This is a genomic window from Bordetella saccharivorans (genome assembly GCF_045862855.1).
GTDB classification, from domain to species: Bacteria; Pseudomonadota; Gammaproteobacteria; order Burkholderiales; family Burkholderiaceae_B; genus Bordetella_A; species Bordetella_A petrii_F.
On the sequence record NZ_BAAFZO010000001.1, the window covers coordinates 3,079,299 to 3,100,984 of the forward strand.

Consider the following 21,686-nt stretch of genomic DNA (forward strand, 5'->3'; position numbering starts at 1 on the left):
ATGGAATGGCTCAATGTTCTTGAAAGCCACGGTCAGGCCTTGCTGGGGCCGACGGCCTGGCTGGTGCTCTGGACGATCGTGAAGATCGTCGTCATCGCCGTGCCCATCATTCTCTGCGTGGCCTATCTCACCTACTGGGAACGCAAGATGATCGGCTGGATGCACGTGCGCCTCGGGCCGACCCGCGTCGGCTTCCGGGGCCTGCTGCAGCCGTTCGCCGACGTGTTCAAGCTGCTCACCAAGGAAGTGGTGGTTCCCACCCAGGCCAACAAGGTGCTGTTCGTGGTGGCCCCGGTGGTCACCCTGATGCCCGCGCTGGCCGCCTGGGCAGTGGTGCCGTTCGGGCCCGAAGTGGTGCTGGCCAACGTCAATGCCGGGCTGCTGTACGTCATGGCCATCACCTCCATCGGCGTCTATGGCGTCATCGTGGCGGGCTGGGCGTCGAACTCCAAGTACGCGTTCCTGGGCGCGCTGCGCGCCTCGGCCCAGATGGTCTCGTACGAGCTGGCCATCGGCTTCGTGCTGGTCACCGTGCTGCTGGTGTCGGGCAGCCTGAACATGTCCGAGATCGTGCTGGGGCAGACCCGCGGCTGGTTCGCCGAGCGCGGCCTGACCTTCCTGTCCTGGAACTGGCTGCCGCTGCTGCCGCTGTTCGTCATCTACGTGATCTCGGCCGTGGCCGAGACCAACCGCCACCCGTTCGACGTGGTGGAAGGCGAATCCGAGATCGTGGCCGGCCACATGGTCGAGTACTCGGGCATGGCGTTCGCGCTGTTCTTCCTGGGCGAATACGCCAACATGATCCTGCTGTCCTGCATGGCCTCGATCATGTTCCTGGGCGGCTGGACCTCCCCGATCGACATCGCGCCGCTGACCTGGATCCCGGGCTGGCTCTGGCTGGGCATCAAGACATTCTTCGTGGTCTCGCTGTTCGTGTGGTTCCGCGCGTCGTTCCCGCGCTACCGCTACGACCAGATCATGCGTTTGGGCTGGAAGATTTTCATCCCGCTGACCGGCGTATGGCTGGTCGTGGTGGCGATCTGGATGCAGACGCCCTGGAACATTTGGCGCTGATACGCCAAGCTGAGGCAGGATATGGAAGCGATCAAAGATTTCTTCGGCAGCCTGATGCTGGCCGAGCTGCTCAAGGGCATGCGCCTGACGGGCAAGTACTTCTTCAAGCGCAAGGTCACCTTGCGCTACCCGATGGAAAAGACGCCGACCTCGGCGCGCTTCCGCGGGCTGCACGCGCTGCGGCGCTACCCCAACGGGGAAGAGCGCTGCATCGCCTGCAAGCTGTGCGAAGCCGTCTGCCCGGCGCTGGCCATCACCATCGAATCGGACATCCGCGACGACGGCACCCGCCGCACGACGCGCTACGACATCGATCTCACCAAGTGCATTTTCTGCGGTTTCTGTGAGGAAAGCTGCCCCGTGGACTCCATCGTGGAAACCCATATCCACGAATACCACGGCGAAAAACGCGGCGACCTGTACTTCACCAAAGACATGCTGCTCGCCGTGGGCGACCGCTACGAAGCCGAAATCGCCCGCCGCCGGGCCGAAGACGCGCCATACCGTTGACGCCTAAGGTCTGATCCATGACTTTCACCACTGTCCTGTTCTACATATTGGCTGCCGTCCTGGTGATCGCCGCGTTCCGCGTCATCACCGCGCGCAGCCCCGTCACCGCCGTCCTGCACCTGATCCTCGCCTTCGCCAACGCCGCCATGCTGTGGATGCTGCTGGGCGCCGAGTTCCTGGCGCTGCTGCTGGTGCTGGTATACGTGGGTGCCGTAATGGTGCTGTTCCTGTTCGTGGTCATGATGCTCGACATCCGCATCGATGCGCTGCGCCACGGGCTCAAGACCTACCTGCCGCTCGGCCTGGTCATCGGCGCGGTGCTGGTGCTGGAGATGTCGTTCGTGCTGGGCGCCACCTGGTACGGCGCCGGCCCGCAGGCGCCGGTCGCGGGCGACTACAACAACACGCGCGCGCTGGGCGAGGCCATGTACACCCAATACGTGTATGCCGTCGAAGTGGGGGCCGCGCTGCTGCTGGTCGGCATGGTCGCCGCCATCGCGCTGACGCTGCGCCGCCGCCGCGACGCCAAGTACAACGATCCGTCCGCCGCCGTGCGCGTGCGGGCCAAGGACCGCTTCCGCCTGGTGAGCATGCCTGCCCAGAGCGACCGCGCCCAGGGCCGCGTGACCGCGCCCGCCGACGACGCCCAAGGAGAAAAAGAATGACGCTGACGCTGGCCCACTACCTGGTGCTGGGTGCGATCCTGTTCGCCATCGGCATCTTCGGCATCTTCCTGAACCGTCGCAACCTGATCATCCTGCTGATGTCCATCGAGCTCGTGCTGCTGGCCGTCAACATGAATTTCGTGGCGTTTTCCAGCTGGTTCGGCGATACCGCCGGCCAGGTGTTCGTGTTCTTCATCCTGACGGTGGCCGCCGCCGAGGCCGCCATCGGGCTGGCCATCCTGGTGCTGCTGTTCCGCAACCTGAACACGATCAACGTTGACGAACTCGATCGCCTGAAGGGCTGACGGGGTATTGGAAGAAAATGTCTAGCTCACCCAACCTGTACTTGCTGATCGCGCTGGCGCCGCTGGCCGGCGCGATTCTTGCCGGGCTGTTCGGCACCGGGTTCCTGGGCCGCCCCATCGGCCGCCGCGGTTCGCACGTCATCACCATCCTTGGGGTGCTGATCTCCACGGTGGGGTCGCTCGTCGTGCTCGGCGACGTGCTCAACGGCCATACCTACGACGGCACGGTCTACACCTGGAGCCTGATCGGCCAGACCAAACTCGAGATCGGCTTCCTGATCGACCCGCTGTCGGCCATGATGATGGTGGTGGTCACCTCGGTATCGCTGATGGTGCACATCTACACCATCGGCTACATGGCCGACGACCCCGGCTACCAGCGCTTCTTCGCGTACATCTCGCTGTTCACCTTCTCGATGCTGATGCTGGTCATGTCCAACAACATGGTCCAGCTGTTCTTCGGCTGGGAAGCGGTGGGCCTGGTGTCGTACCTGCTGATCGGCTTCTGGTACACCCGTCCCACGGCGATCTTCGCCAACATGAAGGCGTTCCTGATCAACCGGGTCGGCGACTTCGGCTTCGTGCTGGGCATCGGCCTGCTGTTTGCCTACGCCGGCACCATGCACTACGCGGACGTGTTCGCGCAGGCCGACAAGCTGGCCGGCGAGACCCTGCCGGGCACCGACTGGATGCTGCTCACTGTGGCCTGCATCTGCCTGTTCATCGGCGCCATGGGTAAGTCCGCCCAGGTGCCGCTGCACGCCTGGCTGCCCGATTCCATGGAAGGCCCCACGCCGATCTCGGCGCTGATCCACGCCGCCACCATGGTGACGGCGGGCATTTTCATGGTGGCGCGCTTCTCGCCGCTGTTCGAGCTGTCCGATACCGCGCTGTCGTTCGTGATCGTCATCGGCGCCATCGGCGCGCTGTTCCTGGGCATCCTGGGCATCATCCAGAACGACATCAAGCGGGTGGTGGCGTATTCCACGCTGTCGCAGCTCGGCTACATGACGGTGGCGCTGGGCGCCTCGGCCTACTCGGTGGCCATTTTCCACCTGATGACGCACGCCTTCTTCAAGGCGCTGCTGTTCCTGGGCGCGGGTTCGGTGATCATCGGCATGCACCACGACCAGGACATCCGCAACATGGGCGGCCTGCGCAAGTACATGCCCATCACCTGGATCACCTTCCTGCTGGGCACGCTGGCCCTGGTCGGCACCCCGTTCTTCTCGGGCTTCTATTCCAAGGAGCACATCATCGAGGCCGCCGGCGCGGCCGGCGTCTGGGGCGCCAGCTTCGCGTACTACGCCACGCTGATCGGCGTGTTCGTCACCTCGCTGTATTCGTTCCGCGTGTACTTCCTGGTCTTCCATGGCAAGGAGCGCTTCGACACCAGCGGCCATGGCCATGGCAACGACGCCCACGGGCATGACGACCACGGCCATCATGGCGGCACGCCGCACGAATCGCCCTGGGTGGTGACCCTGCCGCTGGTGCTGCTGGCGATCCCCTCGGTGCTGGTGGGCGCCTGGGTGGTCGACCCGATGCTGTTCGGCGGCTTCTTCGACGGCGTGATCAAGGTGCTGCCGCAGCATCCGGCCATGCACGAGCTGGGCGAGGAATGGCACGGCTGGGTCGCCTTCGGCCTGCACGCCTTCCAGACCGTGCCGTTCTGGCTGGTCGTGGCGGGCGCCGTCATCGCCTGGTACTGCTACCTCGTCAATCCCAAGGTGCCGGCCGCCGTCAAGTCGAGCCTGTCGGGCGTCTACAAGCTGCTGGACAACAAGTACTACGTCGACTGGATCAACGAGCAGGTCATCGCGCGCGGCGCGCGCTGCCTGGGCCACGGGCTCTGGCAGACCGGCGACCGCGGCCTGATCGACGGCGTGGTGGTCAACGGCAGCGCCCGCGTGGTGGGCTGGGTGGCCGCGGTCAGCCGCCACCTGCAGTCGGGCTACATCTATCACTACGCGTTCGCGATGATCATCGGCATCATGGCGCTGGTAACTTTCTTTGTGCTGATTCCCCAATGACGGCAAGCGACATGGCATCCAACACTTTTCCCTGGCTTACGCTTGCGATCTTCGTTCCGATCGTATTCGGCCTGCTGGTGCTGGCTCTGGGCCGCGACGACCGTCCCGGGCTGGCGCGCGGCCTCTCGCTCATTGGCGCGCTGGCCGGTTTCGTGGTCACCATCCCGCTCTATACGGGCTTCGACTCCTCCACCGCCGCCATGCAGTTCGTCGAGAAGGCGTCCTGGATCGAGGCGTTCAACGTCAACTACCACCTGGGCGTGGACGGCATTTCGCTGTGGTTCGTGCTGCTGACCGCCTTCATCACCATCATCGTGGTGCTGGCCGGCTGGGAGGTCATCACCAGCCGCGTGGCGCAGTACATGGCCGCCTTCCTGATCCTGTCGGGCCTGATGGTGGGCGTGTTCGCGGCGCTCGACGGCCTGCTGTTCTACGTGTTCTTCGAGGCCACCCTGATCCCGATGTACATCATCATCGGCGTGTGGGGCGGCCCCAACCGGGTCTACGCGGCGTTCAAGTTCTTCCTGTACACGCTGCTGGGCTCGCTGCTCACCCTGGTGGCTTTCATCTACCTGTGGAACGCCTCGGGCGGCTCGTTCGACATCCAGACCTGGCACCAGACCAAGCTGGGCTACACGCCGCAGGTGCTGATCTTCCTGGCGCTGCTGGCCGCGTTCGCGGTCAAGGTGCCGATGTGGCCGGTCCACACCTGGCTGCCAGACGCCCACGTCGAGGCCCCCACGGGCGGCTCGGTGGTGCTGGCGGCCATCATGCTGAAGCTGGGCGCCTACGGTTTCCTGCGCTTCTCGCTGCCGATCGCGCCCGACGCCTCGCACAGCCTGGCCGGCCTGATGATCGCCCTGTCGCTCATCGCCGTCATCTACATCGGCCTGGTCGCCATCGTCCAGGACGACATGAAGAAGCTGGTGGCCTATTCCTCGGTGGCCCACATGGGCTTCGTGACCCTGGGCTTCTTCATCTTCAATACGGCCGGCGTCGAGGGCGCGATCGTGCAGATGATCTCGCACGGCTTCGTGTCGGGCGCGATGTTCTTCTGCATCGGCGTGCTGTACGACCGCCTGCATTCGCGGCGCATCGCCGACTACGGCGGCGTCATCAACGTGATGCCGCGCTTCGTCACGTTCTTCGTGCTGTTCTCCATGGCCAACAGCGGCCTGCCCGCCACCAGCGGCTTCGTGGGCGAGTTCATGGTGATCATGGGCGCGGTCGAGCACAATTTCTGGATCGGCCTGCTGGCCGCGACGGCGCTGATCCTGGGCGCCTCGTACTCGCTGTGGATGGTCAAGCGCGTGGCGTTCGGCGACATCGCCAATGACAACGTGCGCGCCCTGACCGACATCAATGCGCGCGAGTTCCTGATCCTCGGCGTGATGGCCATTGCCGTGTTGTACATGGGCATACATCCCAAGCCCTTTACCGACGTCATGCACGCTTCGGTCGAGGCCCTGCTGCAACACGTTGCCGTCTCGAAACTGTAAGACTGAACCATGATGCAATCCCACATCGATTTCGCCCTGGCCGCACCCGAGATCCTGTTGCTGGTTTTCGCGCTGGCGATCCTGTTGATCGACGCGGTCAGCTCGCATCCCGAGCGCAAGCCCACCTTCGTGCTTTCGCTGCTGGCACTGGGCGTGCTGACGGTCGTGTCGCTGGTGCAATGGAACGACGGCGCCGTCGGCCGCACCTTCAACGGCCTGTACGTGGCGGACAACCTCTCGCACCTGCTCAAGATCGCCTCGTACCTCGCCGTGGCGGCGACGCTGGTCTACGGCCGAGCCTACGCCCAGGCGCGCGACATGCTGCGCGGCGGCGAGCTCTACGTGCTGACGCTGATGGCCCTGCTGGGCCAGATGGTCATGATCTCGGCGGGCAACCTGATCAGCATCTACCTGGGCCTGGAACTGATGTCGCTGGCCTTGTATGCCCTGATCGCGCTGCGCCGCGACGACGTGGTGGCCACCGAGGCGGCCATGAAGTACTTCGTCCTGGGCGCGCTGGCTTCCGGCTTCCTGCTGTACGGCATGTCGATGGTCTACGGCGCCACCGGCCAGCTCGACATCGCGGAGATCGCCAAGGTGGTGTCCGCCGGCCAGCAGCAGAACATGGCGCTGGTGTTCGGGGTGGTGTTCCTGGTCGCGGGCCTGGCGTTCAAGCTGGGCGCGGTGCCGTTCCACATGTGGGTGCCCGACGTATACCAGGGCTCGCCCACCGCGGTCACGCTGATCCTGGGCGCGGCGCCCAAGCTCGCGGCCTTCGCCATCGCGCTGCGCCTGCTGGTGGAAGGCCTGCACGGCCTGGCCGCCGACTGGCAACCCATGCTGATGATCCTGGCCGTGCTGTCGCTGGCCATCGGCAACCTGACCGCCATCGCGCAGACCAATTTCAAGCGCATGCTGGCGTATTCGACCATCTCGCACGTGGGCTTCGTGCTGTTGGGCCTGATGTCCGGCGCCGTGGAGGGCAATCCCGGCGCGTCGGCGCAGGCGTACGGCTCGGCCCTGTTCTACATGCTGGTCTATGTGCTGACCACGCTGGGCACCTTCGGCATGGTGCTGCTGCTGTCGCGCCAGGGCTTCGAGTGCGAGCACATCGACGACCTCAAGGGCCTGAACCGCCGCAGCCCCTGGCACGCCGCCATCCTGTTGCTGCTGATGTTCTCTCTGACCGGCATTCCCCCCATGGTGGGCTTCTACGCCAAGCTCGCCGTGCTGCAGGTGCTGGTCGAGGCGGGCCACGTGGCGCTGGCGGTGGTGGCGGTGCTGTTTTCGCTGATCGGCGCCTTCTACTACCTGCGCGTGGTCAAGGTGGTCTATTTCGACGAGCCGGTGGCGGAAGTCGGGCCGGTGGCGGCCTCGTGCGGCCCGCGCGGCGTCCTGTCGCTCAATGGCGCGCTGATCCTGGTGCTGGGCATCCTGCCGGGCGGGCTGATGGCGCTGTGCGTGCATGCCATCCAGACCTCCCTGGGGCTGTAAGCAGGGCGGGGGATGAACCAGACCGTCGCCGTCTGGCTGTTGATTGCGCTGGCGCTGGTCAGCGCCAACCTGCCGTTCCTGACCGAACGCGTGCTGGCCGTACTGCCCTGGAAGGGCGGGGCGGCCAAGCCGTTCTGGCTGCGCATGCTGGAACTGCTGCTGTACTACGCCCTGGTCATCGCCCTGGGATTCGCCTTCGAGGCCGCCCTGGGCAACTCGTTCTCGCAGGGCTGGGAGTTCTACGCCATTACGCTGAGCCTGTACCTGGTGCTGGGCTACCCGGGCTTCGTCTACCGGTATTTGTTCAAACGCCACCCATCTTTGCGATCTTGATGGCTACCATCCGGAAAAGCGCCTGCTTGCAGGCGCTTTTTTTTCGTCTGGCGAGCGGGAAGTCGTTGTAATTCGCGGATTTGCGGCGATTGTTCAGGCAATTGTCAGTCGTTGCATTCAGAATCTAGCCCGATCAAAAAATAAGAATCGTTGCTATTTCTATTTGGAGAAGCCGCTGTGAAGTCCCTGGAGTCGTATTCAATGAACTCGCTGGCCTCGTCGCTCGCCGCGGCGATGGTCGCCCCTGCCTTCTGCCTGGCCTCGCAGGCCAGCGCCCAGACCTCGGTGCAGCAGCTCGCGCCAGTACAGGTGGAAGGGGAATCGTCGCCGTACGATGCCCAGGTGTCCCAGTCGCCGAAAATGACGGCGCCCTTGCTGGATACGCCCCGCACGGTGCAGGTGGTGCCCCAGCAGGTGATCCAGGACCAGGCCGCGACTTCCCTGCAGGATGTGCTGCGCAATTCGCCGGGCATTACTTTCGGGGCAGGCGAGGGCGGCCGGCCGGGCGGCGATATTCCCATCATCCGCGGGCAGAATTCGGCCGGCAGCATCTTCGTCGACAGCGTACGCGACAGCAGCATCCAGGTGCGCGACACGTTCAACCTGGAACAGGTGGAAATCATCAAGGGGCCGGATTCGGTCTATTCCGGGCGCGGCGGGGCGGGCGGCAGCATCAACCTGGTGACCAAGAAGCCCAAGGCGGTCGACTTCGCCGAAGGCACCTTGCAGGTTGGCACGGACAACAATTATCGCGCCACTGCCGACGGCAATTGGCGCCTGGGCGAACAGGCCGCATTCCGCCTGAACCTGATGGGCACCAAGGGCGATGTGCCGGGCCGCGACAGTGCGGTGGATTTCGAGCGCTGGGGCGTCGCGCCTTCGTTGACGCTGGGCGTGGGCACGCCGACGCGTATCACCCTGGGCTACGAGCATTACCAGGACGACAGCATGCCCGACTACTCGATCCCGTACGATCCCGAGTCGGGGCAGCCCGTGACCGAGACGCGCGGCGTCAGCCGCAAGACCTTTTATGGCCTGAAGGAGCGCGATTTCTTCAAGACGCGCGACGACACCTTCACGCTGACCGTCGAGCACGATTTCGCCAGCAGCCTGCGCCTGCGCAACGTCATGCGCTACAGCCGGGCAACCACGGATTACGCCGCCACCAATCCGGACGACAGCAAGGGCAACGTCGTCTTGGGCAAGGTCGCCCGCGTGCTCAAGAGCGGCTATGACATCAACAAATCGTTCTCGAACACCACCGATTTGCTGGGCCAGTTCAAGACGGGCTCGCTGGAGCACTCGTTCGACCTGGGTTTCGAGTTTTCCACCAGCACGCGCGACAACTACACCTATGCCGAGAGCGGCGTCGACCGCGGCACCAATTGCGCCGTGAATACCGGCCCGCTGTGCACGTCGTTGTGGGATCCCGACCCGGGCGATGCCTATGGCGGCACGCTGACGCGCAGCGATACGCCCAAGGTTTATCGTACCGACACCGTATCGGTCTACGGCTTTGACACGGTGAAGTTCAACGAACAGTGGCAAGCCAGCGCCGGCCTGCGCCTGGACCGCTACAGCACCAGCGGCAAGAATCTCACGAAGGGCCGCAACGACCCGGCAGGCACGCCCGACGTCTACGATACCTCGCGCGACGACACCCTGTTCAACTACCAGCTCGGCGTCGCCTACAAGCCCGTGCCCAATGGCACGGTCTACGCCAGCTTCGGCACGTCATCCACGCCGGCGGCCATCAGCACCGCTATCTCGGACTCGGTCTCGGCCGGGAATGCGGACCTCGAGCCGGAAAAGAGCCGCACCGTCGAGGTGGGCACCAAGTGGCAGGTGCTCGACGATCGCCTGGCCCTGTCGGCCGCGTTGTTCCAGGACATTCGCAAGAACACCAACGTGCAGGTCTCGGCCACCGAGACGGAGCAGGTGGGCAAGGCCAAGGTGCGCGGCCTGGAGCTGGGCTTCTCGGGCAGCATCACGCCGAAGTGGAATGTGTACGGCGGCTATACCTTCATGGACAGCGAACTGGTCAAGGGCGCCGCCAACAGCGGCGCGGAAGGCGAGGACCTGCCCAATACGCCGCGCCACGCATTCAGCCTGTGGAGCACCTACAAGGTGTTGCCGCAGTTGACGGTGGGCGGCGGCGCCTACTACGTGGCCAAGGTGTACGGCAATTCGGATGCCTCGGACAACGCCAACGGCACGCCCAAGGCCCGCTGGGTGCCTTCGTATTGGCGTTTCGACGCGATGGCGGCATACCAATTCAACGAGCACCTGACGGCGCAGCTGAACATCAACAACTTGTTCGACGAGACGTACTACACCAAAGCCTATGCGGCGCACTACGCCGCCCTGGGCGCGGGCCGCTCGGCCGTGCTGTCGCTCAACGTGAAGTACTGAGGCGCGGCAGGCGGGTGTCAGGCACCTGCGGAGCCTGACACCCGGCCATGCCCCGAATGCCCGCGGCTCAGCTTTCGAACCAGTTCAGCACGCCGTCCAGCCCGGCGACGTTCAGCGCGTAGGGTGTCTGCCGGCGCACGATGGGCTTGGCGCGATAAGCCACCGCATAGCGGGCGGCGCCCAGCATTTTCAGGTCGTTGGCGCCATCGCCCAGGGCGATGGTTTGCTCCGGCGTGGCGCCGTGAGCCTGTGCGAAAGCACGCAGGTGGGCCAATTTCGCATCGGCGTCGAGGACATCGCCCAGCACCTTGCCGGTGAGCACGCCATCGCGGATTTCCAGCGTATTGGCGTAGGCGCTGTCGAGCCCGAGGCGCTCGCGCAGGCGTTCGGTGAAGAATGTGAAGCCGCCCGATACCAGCAGCACCTTCAGGCCGGCGGCCTGGGCGGTGGCGACCAGGCGTTCCGCGCCCGGGTTGAGCCGCAGTTTCTCGCTATAGACCTGTTCCAGCGCGCTGGCCGGCGTGCCGGCCAGCAGGGCCACGCGGCGGCGCAGGCTTTCGGCGAAGTCCATGACCTCGCCGCGCATGGCCGCTTCGGTGATCTCGGCCACTTGCGGCTTTACGCCCGCCACGCCGGCAATCTCGTCGATGCACTCGATGTTGATGAGCGTGGAATCCATGTCCATCGCCAGCACCTTGCATTGCGCCAGGCGGGCGCCGGCGGGGACGAAGGCGGTATCCACGCTGTGCTGCTCGCCCCAGGCGGTGACCTGCCGGCGCAGTTCGGCGTCCTGGTCGACATCGAGCAGCCGCGCGGCCGTGGCGCCGAGCTGCACGACGCCCTGGGCGCTGGCCAGGGCGGCGAGCTGCTCGACCTGGGCGGCGTTCAGGGACGGGGACTGGATGACGAGATGATGCGTGGACATGGTCGATTCGGTAGACAGGGACACGGGGGCGGCGGCTGGATATTACTTGAGAGAGCGCAGCACGGCGCGCACGGCATCGGCGCGGGCGGGAATCTGCGGGGCCGTGAACTCGATGCGCAGCCGGTCCTGGCCGGCCAGCTTGATGTGGCGCTGCTTCTGCACCAGCTCGATGATGCGCAGCGGCTCGACGGCCGCCTTGGGACCGAACTGCAGCAGCGCCTGGGTTTCGCTGGCGTCGATCTTGACGATGCCCAGCGGTTGGGCGGCCAGGCGCAGGCGATGGGTGGTCAGCAGCGTCTGGGCGGCCTCGGGCAGCTTGCCGAAGCGGTCGATCAGTTCCTCCTGGATGCGGATCAGGTCGTCCGCGTCGGCGGCGTGCGACAGGCGCTTGTAGATGGCCAGGCGCGCGTGCACGTCGGCGCAGTAGTCGGCCGGCAGCAGGGCGGGGGCGTGCAGGTTGACTTCGCAGGCCAGGTTGAAGGGCGCGTCGAGGTCGGGCTCTTCGCCCGCCTTGAGCGCGCGCACGGCTTCGTTGAGCATCTCGTTGTACATCGAGAAGCCGATTTCCTGGATATTGCCCGACTGCGATTCGCCCAGCACTTCGCCGGTGCCGCGGATTTCCAGGTCGTGCATGGCCAGGTAGAAGCCGGAGCCCAGTTCTTCCATGGCCTGGATGGCCTCCAGCCGCTTCTTGGCGTTGGCGGTGATGGCGTCTTCGCCAGGCGTCAGCAGGTAGGCGTAGGCCTGGTGGTGCGAGCGCCCCACGCGTCCCCGCAACTGGTGCAGCTGCGCCAGCCCGAAGCGGTCGGCGCGATGGATGACGATGGTGTTGGCAGTGGGGACGTCGATGCCGGTTTCGATGATGGTGGTGCACAGCAGCACGTTGTAGCGCTGCTGGTAGAAGCCCTTCATGACCTGTTCCAGCTCGCGTTCGGGCATTTGCCCGTGCGCCACGGCGATGCGCGCCTCGGGCACCAGTTCTTCGAGGCGGGCGCGCCGGTTGTGGATAGTCTCGACTTCATTGTGCAGGAAATAGGCCTGGCCGCCGCGCTTGAGCTCGCGCAGCAGCGCCTCGCGGATGGAGCTGCCGTCTTCGCGGCGCACGAAGGTCTTGATGGCCAGGCGCTTTTGCGGCGCGGTGGCGATGACGGAGAAGTCGCGTATGCCTTCCAGCGACATGCCCAGCGTGCGCGGGATGGGCGTGGCGGTGAGCGTCAGCACGTCGACCTCGGCGCGCAGCGCCTTCAGGGCTTCTTTCTGGCGCACGCCGAAGCGGTGCTCTTCGTCGATGATGACCAGGCCTAGGCGCTTGAAGCGCACATCCTTGGACAGGATCTTGTGGGTGCCGATGACGATGTCGACGCGGCCGTCGTTGATGCCTTGCACCGCCTCGGCCACTTCCTTGGAGGAGCGGAAGCGCGACAGCTCGACCACGCGCACCGGCCAGTCGGCGAAGCGGTCGGCGAACGTCTGCGCATGCTGTTCGGCCAGCAGCGTGGTGGGACACAGCAGCGCCACCTGCTTGCCGTTGGCCACCGCCAGGAAGGCGGCGCGCAGCGCGACTTCGGTCTTGCCGAAGCCGACGTCGCCGCACACCAGGCGGTCCATGGGGCGCCCGGAGGTCATGTCGGCGATGACGGCCTGGATGGCCGCCGCCTGGTCGGCTGTTTCCTCGAAGCCGAAGCCTTCGGCGAAGGCCTCGTAGTCGTTCAGGGGCAGCTTGAAGACATAGCCTTCGCGGGCCGCGCGCTGCGCATACAGCGCCAGCAGTTCGGCGGCAGTGTCGCGCACTTGGCGGGCCGCCTTGCGGCGCGCCTTGTCCCATTGGCCGGAGCCGAGCTGGTGCAGCGGCGCGGCGTCCGGATCGGCGCCGCTATAGCGGGCGATGACGTGCAGTTGCGAAACCGGCACGTACAGCGTGCTGCCGTTGGCGTATTCGAGATGCAGAAATTCCATCTCGCCTTCGCCCATGTCCATGTTGACCAGGCCATGGTAGCGGCCGATGCCGTGCTGCGCATGCACGACCGGATCGCCGGCGCGCAGCTCGGACAGGTCGCGCACCATGGCCTCGACATTGCTGGCGCGCTCCTGGTCGCGGCGGCCGCGGCGGGAGACCCCCGCCAGCCCGGGGTAGAGGTCGTTCTCGGTCAGGAACAGCAGGCGCGCCGAGGGAATGCCGAAACCGGCCGACAGCGGCGCGGTGGCCAGCGCGAAGGGCGCGTCGGACGCCACGAAAGCCTGGATGGACTCGGGTTGGGCCGCCGGGGCGGCGCCGAACTCGGCCAGCATCTGCGCCAGCGTCTCGCGACGTCCGGCCGAGTCGGCGCACAGCAGCACGCGCGACTCGCCGCGCGCCAGCAACGCCCGCAGCCGTGCGATGGGATCCTCGGCGCGCCGCGATACGCTGACATCCGGGGCCCCGGCGAAGTCGGGGTGGGGGGCGCCGTCGGTCAGCGCCAGGCGGGCAAAGGCCTTGAAGCGGGCGTGCAGCGCTTCGCCGTCCAGGAACAGCGCCTCGGGCGGCAGTACCGGACGTTCGCGGTCGCTCTTGAGGAAGGCGTGGCGGCTGGCGGTGTCCTGGGTGAAGCGCAGCACGGCGTCGTCGATATCGCCGAGCGTCACGGTAATGGCGTCGGCCGGCAGGTAGTCGAACAGCGTGGCGGTCTCGTCGAAGAACAGCGGCAGGTAGTATTCGACGCCGGCAAAGGCGATGCCGTTGCCGATGTCCTTGTACGGCAGGGCGCGCGAAGGGTCGCCTTCGAATTCCTCGCGGAAGCGCGCACGGAAGCGGTTGCGCGCGGCTTCGTCCATGGGGAATTCACGCCCCGGCAGCAGTTGCACTTCGCGCACCGGATAGAGGCTGCGCTGCGTGTCGACGTCGAAGCTGCGAATGGACTCGATCTCGTCGTCGAACAGGTCGAGCCGGTAGGGCACGGCCGAGCCCATGGGGAACAGGTCGATCAGGCCGCCGCGCAGGCAGAACTCGCCGGGGGCGGTGACCTGCGTGACGTGGGTGTAGTTGGCCAGCGTCAGTTGCGCGCGCAGCGCCGCTTCGTCGAGCCGGTCCTTCTGCTTGAACGAGAAGGTATAGGCGGCCAGGAACGACGGCGGCGCCAGCCGGTAGAGTGCGGTGGTCACGGGCACCAGCAGCACGTCGACGGCGTGCTGCATCAGCGCGTGCAGGGTCTGCAGGCGTTCCGAGACCAGGTCCTGGTGAGGCGAAAAAGCGTCGTAGGGCAGCGTTTCCCAATCGGGCAACTGGCGCACGCGCAGCTCGGGCGCGAATTGCGGGATCTCGTCGGCCAGGCGCTGCGCCTCGAGCGGCGCGGCGGTCAACACCACCAGGGGGCGGCCGCCCTGGCGGGCCAGGGCGGCCAGCAGCCAGCCGTCGGCCGAGCCGGGCGGGCGCGGCTGTGCGTAGCGGGCGCCGGGTTTCAGGGCGGACAGTGTGGCGGCAGTGGCGGGAACCCGCGAGGCCGCGTCGGAGGGCAAGGGATCGGACATCAGGCGGAAGATTATAAAATCTCCCGGCCATGACTGATTCCCTGATCGCCATCGTGCCCGCCGCCGGCGTCGGCGCGCGCGCCAGCCGCGCCGGCGCGCCGGACCTGCCCAAGCAATATCGCCTGTTGGCGGGCCAGCCCATGCTCCGTCATGCGGTCGCGGCGCTGCTGGCCGATGCCCGCGTCAGCCAGGTGCGCGTGGCGGTGTCCGCGGACGACGGCTGGGCCCCGCAGGCCTTGGCCGGCCTGCCGCGCACCCTCTGCCGGCCGTGCGGCGGCCCGACGCGCGCCGATACGGTGGCCAATGCGCTGGCCGACAGCGGCGCGGGCGACGATGCCTGGATCCTGGTGCATGATGCCGCGCGCCCCGGGCTGCCCGGCGAGGCGCTGGCGCGCTTGATCGACGCCTGCCTGCCGGACGCCGTGGGCGGCCTGCTGGCCCTGCCGGTGGCCGATACGGTCAAGTCGGGCGGGCCGCGCGTGCGCGCCACGCTGGACCGCGATAGCCTGTGGCTGGCGCAGACGCCACAGATGTTCCGGGCCGGGATGCTGCGCGCCGCCCTGGCCGCGGCCAGGGCGGCCGGCGCCGCCATCACCGACGAGGCTTCGGCGATCGAGGCGGCCGGCCACGCGCCGCTGCTGGTGCCGGGCGCGCTGCGCAATTTCAAGGTCACCTGGCCGGACGATTTCGAACTGATGGAAAAATGGCTATGAATTTCCCCTTCCGCGTCGGGCAAGGCTACGACGTGCACGCGCTGGTCACCGGCCGGCCGCTCATCATCGGCGGCGTGACCATCCCGCACACCCACGGGTTGCAGGGCCATTCCGACGCCGACGTGCTGCTGCACGCGATCACCGACGCCCTGCTGGGCGCGGCCGGGCTGGGCGACATCGGCCGCCATTTTCCCGATACCGATCCGGCTTATCGCGGCGCCGACAGCCGCGTGCTGCTGCGCGAGGCCGTCGCCAAGGTGCGCGCGGCCGGCTGGGCGCCGGTCAACATCGACGCCACGGTGCATGCCCAGGCCCCGAAGATCGGGCCGCACGCGGCGGCAATGGTGGCCAATGTGGCCGCCGACGCGGGCATCGATCCGGCCGCGGTCAACATCAAGGCCAAGACCAACGAGGGGCTGGGGTACCTGGGGCGCAACGAAGGGATCGCGGCCACCGTGGTGGCGCTGCTGGCGCGCGCGTCATGATGCGCGCAGCCCGGCGCGGGGGCCGGGCTGCGTGGGAACTGACGTTTCGGTAGGAGAAGCTGTCTGACATCCCGTCAGACACCTGGCGCTGACTTGTTGCGGTCGCTTACTTGCCTTGGGCAGCCAGCGACAGGGCGGCGGCATTGACGACCGCCGCGATGCGGCCGACGTCGCGCAACTGCTCGACGCTCAGGCCGTCCTTCTTCAGGTTCTCGTAGTGCGACTGCACGCAGAAGTGGCACTTGCCGATGATCGAGGCGGCCAGCGCGAACAGCTCGAAACGCTTCTTGTCCACGCCGCCGTGGGTGGCGTAGGCATTCATGCGCAGCTGGGCCGGCAGGCTCTTGAGCTGGGCATCGCCGCTCATCTCGACGTACGGGTACCAGACGTTGTTCATGCCCATCAGGGCCGAAGCGGTCAGGGCGGCGTTGGCGTCGCCTTCGGACAGGCCGCTCTTGAAGGCTTCGATCAGCACGGGGCTGCGCGCGGCGAAGGCGGCCGACAGGGCGGCGCCCAGGGCATCCTCGGCGGGCAGGGTGGAGCGGGCGATCACGGCATCCAGATTCAGGCGGATATCTTTGGCCCAATCCGGCAGTTGATCTTTGATTGCTGAAAGGAATTCCATAGTTTTTACCTATAATCTGGAGCAGGAAAAGCCCGGACAAGCCGGGCCGGAAAAATTACAGCGTCGCGCCGCCCAGGGTGCGGTTGCACGGGCAGAGCTCATCGGTCTGCAGGCCGTCCAGCAGGCGCAGCACTTCTTCGGGGTTGCGGCCGACGTTCAGGTTGTTGACCGACACGTGCTGGATGGTGTTGTCCGGATCGACGATGAAGGTGGCGCGCAGGGCGACGCCTTCGTTCTTGTCACGCACGCCGAGTTGGTCGACCAGCGAACCGGTGGTGTCGCCGAACTGGTAGTGGCCCAGCTTGTTCAGGTCGGGGTGCTCGCGGCGCCAGGCCAGCTTGACGAATTCGTTGTCGACCGAACCGCCCAGCAGGACGGCGTCGCGGTCTTCGAAATCCTTGGCCAGCTTGTTGAAGCCGACGATTTCGGTGGGGCACACGAACGTGAAGTCTTTCGGGTAGAAGTAGATCACCTTCCACTTGCCGGGAAACGAGCTTTCGGTGATGTCTTCGAACGCCGAAACACCGTTTTCTTCGTGCTGGTTGAAGCCGGGCTTGACGCCGGTGACCTTGAAGGGCTCGAGTTTATCGCCAACAGTTTTCATGAGTACTCCCGTAAGTTGTTGGGTGGAATGAAGGCAGGGCCTCAAACCCTAAATTCTACGCTATTGGCTATCGCTGTCTAATTGATAATTTCTAAATCTGGCTTTGGGGATCTCTATGCGCGCGGTGAGTCCGCCGCCCGGGCGCGACAGCATTTTCAGGGAGCCGCCAACGTGCTTGAGAAGGCGCTCGACGATGGCCAGGCCCAGGCCCGCGCCGCTCACTCCGGTGCGGGCGGCTTCGCCGCGCGAGAACGGGCGCAGCAGGCGGTCCACTTCCTCGGGGGCGATGCCGGGACCACGATCCGATACTTCGATGACCAGCGTATTACCTTCCGCGTGCAGGGTCATCGACAGGTGCGCCTGTCCATCGGTGGAGCGGCCGTAGCGCCGGGCATTTTCGATCAGGTTGCTGACCACGCGCTTCAGGTCCAGCGCCGTGATGCGGGCCCGCAGCCCGGGTTCGATGGAGGCGTCGAGCTCGCCGCCCATCGAAACCGTGTGGCTGCGCTCGCGCTCGTAGAGCTCGGCCAGCACGGCCGAGATGTCGGTGGCCATCTGGGGCAGGGTGCCGGCCGGACGCGCGTATTCCATCAACTGGCCGATGCTGTGGTCGATCTGGCCGAGGTCTTCGTCGATGGCCTGGCGCGCGTCTTCGGAGACGCCGCTCATTTCGATTTCCAGGCGCATGCGCGCCAGCGGCGTGCGCAGGTCGTGCGAAATGCCGGCCAGCATCAGTTCGCGGTCCGCCTCGGCCTGGCGCAAGTCCTTGGCCATGCGGTTGAACGAGGCGTTGAGATCGCGGATTTCCAGCGGGCCCTGTTCCGGCAGCGGCGCCGGGGTCTCGCCGCGCGACAGCACCTGCGCGGCCCGCGCCAGGCGCGACAGCGGCCGGTTGACGAAGCCCACGCTGACCGCCGCGCCCACCAGCGACAGCAACAGGGCGGTGGCGCCCCAGCCCAGCCACTCGATGCCGCCGGTCAGGCCGATCTGTTCGCGCTCGAATACCAGCCAGTACAGGTCCTGGTTGATCTGGAAACTCACCCAGAAGCCGGGCACCTGGTTGACTCCCCAGGAAATCTGCGTTTCCGGGCCGAACCGGGTGCGTATGTGCTGGGCCACGCGCTGCCAGTAGTTGTCGTCGGGCAGGGCTTCGGTGAAATCGGTGACCTCGCGCGGGTAGACCTGGATGCCTTCGTTGGTGGCCAGGTCGAGCAGCAGCTTGCTGCGCTCGGCGTCATTGGAATAGATGAGCGCCGTGCGGGTGATGTTGACCGCGGTGATGACCCGTTGCGCCATCTGGTTGGCGCGCGGCCCGAGTTCCATGCTGAAGAACACCTGCAGCCAGGCGCCCAGGCTGACCAGCATGAGGGCCGCCAGCAGCAGGAAGGTGCGGCCGAACAGCCCGAGCCTCAGGCGCGAGGTCAGGTTGCGGGATATCTTGCGCAAGCGGGGCACGAGACGGCGCTCCTGCCCGGGTCGAGCGGAATGATCAGCTGCCGCCATCCGGGACGAACACGTAGCCCAGTCCCCAGACCGTCTGGATGAACACCGGTTTGGACGGGTTCGGCTCGATCAGCTTGCGCAGACGCGAGATTTGCACGTCCAGGCTGCGATCGAAGGCCTCGTATTCGCGGCCGCGGGCCAGTTCCATGAGCTTGTCGCGCGACAGCGGGATCTTGGGATGGCGCGCGAACACCTTGAGGACCGAGAATTCGCCGGTGGTGATGGGCACCTGCTCGCCGTTGCGGGTGAGCGTGCGGGTGGACAGGTTGAGCACATACGGCCCGAAGGCGATGGATTCGTTTTCCTGGCTGGGCGCGCCGGGGTGTTCCTCGGTGCCGCGCCGGCGCAGGATGGCATTGATGCGGGCCAGCAGTTCACGCGGGTTGAACGGCTTGGAGAGGTAGTCGTCCGCGCCCATCTCAAGGCCCACGATGCGGTCGATTTCCTCGGCCTTGGCGGTGAGCATGATGATGGGGGTGTTGTCGTGGCCGCCGCGCAGGCGGCGGCAGATCGACAGGCCGTCTTCGCCGGGCAGCATGAGGTCGAGCACCAGCAGGTCGAAATGCTCGCGCTGCCAGAGCTTGCCCATTTCCTTGGCGTCTTCGGCGACGAAGACGTTGAATCCTTGTTCCGACAAGTAGCGGCGCAGCAGATCGCGCAGGCGCGGGTCGTCGTCGACGACGAGGATCTTGCGGATGGGATTGGTGTTTTGAGTATTCATGGCCGGAAATGTAACAGCGACGAGAACCAGCGGCTAGAGGGTGTTCACAAGATATTACACATTGCGCGGTAAGGTTGAAATCCCTCGCTGTCAACCCCGGGCGGGCAGGCTGATTTCGTACAATCAGCCCCTATGAAATTGAACCTGCTGGCCCTAGAAACCTCTTCCTCGCGCTGCGGGGTGGCCCTGCTGCGCGAAACCCCCCATGGGCCGCAGGTCAGCGTCCTCGAGCACGAGGGCGCCCAGGAGCATGCCGAGCGCCTGCTGCCCATGGCGGGGGAGCTCCTGGCGCGCGCGGGACTGGCCCCGGCCGACCTGGACGCGGTGGCATTCGGCCAGGGGCCGGGAGGCTTTACCGGCCTGCGCGTGGCCTGCGGCGTGGCCCAGGGGATGGGCCTGGCCCTGGATATCCCGGTAGTGCCGGTGGTGTCGCACCTGGCCGTGGCCGAGCAGGCCGCCGCGGCGCCCGGCGAAATCGTGCTGGTGGCGCTGGACGCCCGCATGAGCGAGGTCTACCTGGCGGCCTACGTGCGTCCGGCGGGGGGCGCATGGCGGGCCGTGCAGGCACCGATGCTGATCGCCGCGGAAGAGGTGGTGGCCTGGGCCGGGCACCACCTGCCGGCCTGGTCGGCTGCCGCCGGGGGCGCCGCGGCACCGCTGGCGGCTGGCGATGCCTGGGACATCTACCCGGACGACATGCGCCTGCCGCCCGCCTGGCGCCGGGCGCAGGCCGCGCGCCCGGAGGCCGCGGCGGTGGCCCTGCTGGCGCGGCTGGCCTGGCAGCGTGGCGAGGCCGTGGCGCCGGAACTGGCGGCGCCGCTCTACGTGCGCGACAAGGTGGCGTTCACCACGCAGGAGCGCGAGCTCGGCCAGGGCGGCAATCCCAGGGCGGCGCCGGCCCTGGCCGCGCCCGTGCTGGCGCCCATGACGGCGGCCGACCTGGATGAAGTGGTGGCGCTGGAGGCCGAGGTGCAGGCGTTTCCCTGGACCCGCGGCAATTTCGCCGATGCGCTGGCGTCCGGGTACCAGGCCCGGGTATTGCGCCAGGATGGGCGGCTGGCCGGCTTCTGCGTCCTGATGCTGGCCCCGGACGTGGCGCACCTGCTGGTGATCGCGGTGGCGCGCCCGCACCATCGCCAGGGGCTGGGCAGCAGGCTGATGGAGTGGTGCGAGCAGTGTGCGCGCGAACACGGCCTGCCGGGCATATTGCTGGAGGTCCGGCCGTCCAACCAGACGGCCCTGGCGTTCTACGAGCGCCACGGTTTCCTGCGCATCGGCGTGCGCAAAGGCTATTATCCGGCGGGCAGGGGCCAGCGCGAGGATGCGCTGCTCATGCAGAAGAACCTCGCCCGCGACGGAGCCCGGACGTGACCCTCCCGCCTTCCATGCCTGCCACCCCGCGCGTCAACGCCCTGCAGAAGCTGTGGCTGCGCGAGATCGGCATCGAAAAGACCTGGCTGCCGGCCGGCCCCGTTGCGGCTGCCGCTGCACCGTCGCCGGAGGCCAGGGGCGCCGCCGAGCCCGAATCCGCACCGCGTCCAGCCGCCGCGCCGGCACCGGTCCCGCGTCCGGCCGTCGCGGCCGCGGCAGCGCCTGGGCCCGCTGCCGCGCCGCCCGCTGCGGCGCCGACCCGTCCGGCGGCGCGCCCCGCTGCCGTGGCCAAGCCGCCGGCCCCGGCGCCCGCCGATGCACCGGTCCCGGCCACCGTGCCGGTGCCGGCCCACGACCTGGAGGCGATGCGGGAACAGGTGGTCCAGTGCACGGCGTGCGGGCTGTGCAATGGTCGCCGCCATGCCGTGTTCGGCATGGGCGCCCGGCCGGCGCGCTGGATGGTGGTGGGCGAGGCGCCGGGCGAGCAGGAAGACCGCCAGGGCCTGCCGTTCGTGGGGCGTTCCGGGCAGTTGCTGGACGCCATGCTGGCCTCGGTGGGCATGAGCCGCGAGAAGGACGTGTTCATCGCCAACGTCATCAAGTGCCGGCCGCCCGGCAACCGCAACCCCAAGCCCGAAGAAATCGCGGCCTGCAGTCCTTACCTGATGCGGCAGATCGAACTGCTCAAGCCCGAGCGCATCCTGGTGCTGGGCCGTTTCGCGGCGCAGACGCTGCTGGGCACCGACGCCACCATCGGCAGCCTGCGGGGCCGCCGCCATACGCTGGCCGCGCCCGATGGCCGTGAAATCCCGGTGGTGGTCAGCTATCACCCCGCCTATCTGCTGCGCAGCCCCGGCGAGAAGGCGCGCGCCTGGCAGGACCTGCGCCTGGCGGCGGCGCTGGGCTAGCG

19 protein-coding genes are annotated in these 21,686 nt (G+C 66.9%); 13 read left to right on the forward strand and 6 right to left on the reverse strand.

Annotated elements, in window-relative coordinates:
• The 9 genes from nuoH (at nt 1) to ACKTT0_RS14835 (ending at nt 10,325) form a co-directional block, all read left to right on the forward strand.
• A complete protein-coding gene (nuoH, locus tag ACKTT0_RS14795; protein WP_407850609.1) occupies nt 1-1,074 on the forward strand; it encodes an NADH-quinone oxidoreductase subunit NuoH in 1,074 nt (357 codons plus the stop codon).
• A gap of 21 nt (nt 1,075-1,095) precedes the next feature.
• Nucleotides 1,096-1,584: an NADH-quinone oxidoreductase subunit NuoI gene (nuoI, locus tag ACKTT0_RS14800; protein ID WP_028356446.1), complete on the forward strand. Its 489-nt coding sequence runs from the start codon at nt 1,096-1,098 to the stop codon at nt 1,582-1,584.
• A gap of 17 nt (nt 1,585-1,601) precedes the next feature.
• Nucleotides 1,602-2,249 (forward strand): NADH-quinone oxidoreductase subunit J, encoded by a 648-nt coding sequence (locus ACKTT0_RS14805; RefSeq protein ID WP_407850610.1) that lies wholly within the window; start codon nt 1,602-1,604, stop codon nt 2,247-2,249.
• Complete coding sequence (nuoK, locus tag ACKTT0_RS14810; RefSeq protein ID WP_012248610.1) at nt 2,246-2,554, forward strand: NADH-quinone oxidoreductase subunit NuoK; 309 nt, start codon at nt 2,246-2,248, stop codon at nt 2,552-2,554. The genes ACKTT0_RS14805 and nuoK overlap by 4 nt, the downstream gene beginning before the upstream one ends.
• 17 nt (nt 2,555-2,571) lie before the next feature.
• The gene (gene nuoL, locus ACKTT0_RS14815) at nt 2,572-4,587 is read left to right on the forward strand and encodes an NADH-quinone oxidoreductase subunit L (RefSeq protein WP_407850611.1); all 2,016 of its coding nucleotides are present in this window, start codon (nt 2,572-2,574) and stop codon (nt 4,585-4,587) included.
• Nucleotides 4,584-6,086 carry an NADH-quinone oxidoreductase subunit M gene (locus ACKTT0_RS14820; protein ID WP_407850612.1) on the forward strand — a complete coding sequence of 501 codons (1,503 nt, stop codon included), beginning with the start codon at nt 4,584-4,586 and terminating at the stop codon, nt 6,084-6,086. Before nuoL ends, ACKTT0_RS14820 begins: the two co-directional genes overlap by 4 nt.
• Nucleotides 6,087-6,095: 9 nt before the next feature.
• Entirely contained in the window at nt 6,096-7,580 is a 1,485-nt protein-coding gene (nuoN, locus tag ACKTT0_RS14825; RefSeq protein WP_407850613.1) for an NADH-quinone oxidoreductase subunit NuoN, read from the forward strand.
• Between the two features lie 12 nt (nt 7,581-7,592).
• Nucleotides 7,593-7,913, forward strand: coding sequence for a DUF2818 family protein (locus ACKTT0_RS14830; RefSeq protein WP_407850614.1), 321 nt, complete (start codon nt 7,593-7,595; stop codon nt 7,911-7,913).
• A 201-nt stretch (nt 7,914-8,114) separates the two neighbouring features.
• Nucleotides 8,115-10,325, forward strand: a complete 2,211-nt coding sequence (locus ACKTT0_RS14835; protein WP_407852433.1) for a TonB-dependent receptor — start codon at nt 8,115-8,117, stop codon at nt 10,323-10,325.
• A 67-nt stretch (nt 10,326-10,392) separates the two neighbouring features.
• Here the strand turns inward: ACKTT0_RS14835 and serB are convergent, their stop codons facing one another.
• A complete protein-coding gene (gene serB, locus ACKTT0_RS14840) occupies nt 10,393-11,250 on the reverse strand; it encodes a phosphoserine phosphatase SerB (RefSeq protein ID WP_407850615.1) in 858 nt (285 codons plus the stop codon).
• A gap of 42 nt (nt 11,251-11,292) precedes the next feature.
• Nucleotides 11,293-14,754: a transcription-repair coupling factor gene (mfd, locus tag ACKTT0_RS14845; RefSeq protein ID WP_407850616.1), complete on the reverse strand. Its 3,462-nt coding sequence runs from the start codon at nt 14,752-14,754 to the stop codon at nt 11,293-11,295.
• A gap of 29 nt (nt 14,755-14,783) precedes the next feature.
• On the opposite strand from mfd, the gene ispD reads away from it, so the two are divergent.
• On the forward strand, nt 14,784-15,467 hold the full coding sequence (gene ispD, locus ACKTT0_RS14850; protein ID WP_407850617.1) for a 2-C-methyl-D-erythritol 4-phosphate cytidylyltransferase: 684 nt from the start codon (nt 14,784-14,786) through the stop codon (nt 15,465-15,467).
• Nucleotides 15,464-15,952, forward strand: coding sequence for a 2-C-methyl-D-erythritol 2,4-cyclodiphosphate synthase (gene ispF / locus ACKTT0_RS14855; protein ID WP_407850618.1), 489 nt, complete (start codon nt 15,464-15,466; stop codon nt 15,950-15,952). Before ispD ends, ispF begins: the two co-directional genes overlap by 4 nt.
• Nucleotides 15,953-16,058: 106 nt before the next feature.
• Here ispF and ACKTT0_RS14860 read toward each other — a convergent pair whose 3' ends face one another.
• From ACKTT0_RS14860 to risA, 4 genes are read right to left on the reverse strand one after another with little or no spacing between them, the layout of a single operon-like run.
• Nucleotides 16,059-16,577 carry a carboxymuconolactone decarboxylase family protein gene (locus ACKTT0_RS14860; RefSeq protein ID WP_028356435.1) on the reverse strand — a complete coding sequence of 173 codons (519 nt, stop codon included), beginning with the start codon at nt 16,575-16,577 and terminating at the stop codon, nt 16,059-16,061.
• Nucleotides 16,578-16,632: 55 nt separating this feature from the next.
• Nucleotides 16,633-17,181 (reverse strand): peroxiredoxin, encoded by a 549-nt coding sequence (locus ACKTT0_RS14865; protein ID WP_028356434.1) that lies wholly within the window; start codon nt 17,179-17,181, stop codon nt 16,633-16,635.
• Between the two features lie 60 nt (nt 17,182-17,241).
• Entirely contained in the window at nt 17,242-18,636 is a 1,395-nt protein-coding gene (risS, locus tag ACKTT0_RS14870; RefSeq protein ID WP_472977668.1) for a sensor histidine kinase RisS, read from the reverse strand.
• Nucleotides 18,637-18,670: 34 nt separating this feature from the next.
• Entirely contained in the window at nt 18,671-19,405 is a 735-nt protein-coding gene (gene risA, locus ACKTT0_RS14875) for a response regulator transcription factor RisA (protein WP_012248623.1), read from the reverse strand.
• 132 nt (nt 19,406-19,537) lie between these two features.
• Between risA and tsaB the strand changes: the two genes are divergently transcribed.
• Nucleotides 19,538-20,776, forward strand: coding sequence for a tRNA (adenosine(37)-N6)-threonylcarbamoyltransferase complex dimerization subunit type 1 TsaB (tsaB, locus tag ACKTT0_RS14880; protein WP_407850620.1), 1,239 nt, complete (start codon nt 19,538-19,540; stop codon nt 20,774-20,776).
• Nucleotides 20,777-20,790: 14 nt separating this feature from the next.
• Nucleotides 20,791-21,684 (forward strand): uracil-DNA glycosylase, encoded by an 894-nt coding sequence (locus tag ACKTT0_RS14885; RefSeq protein ID WP_407852434.1) that lies wholly within the window; start codon nt 20,791-20,793, stop codon nt 21,682-21,684.
• Nucleotides 21,685-21,686 lie beyond the last annotated feature (2 nt).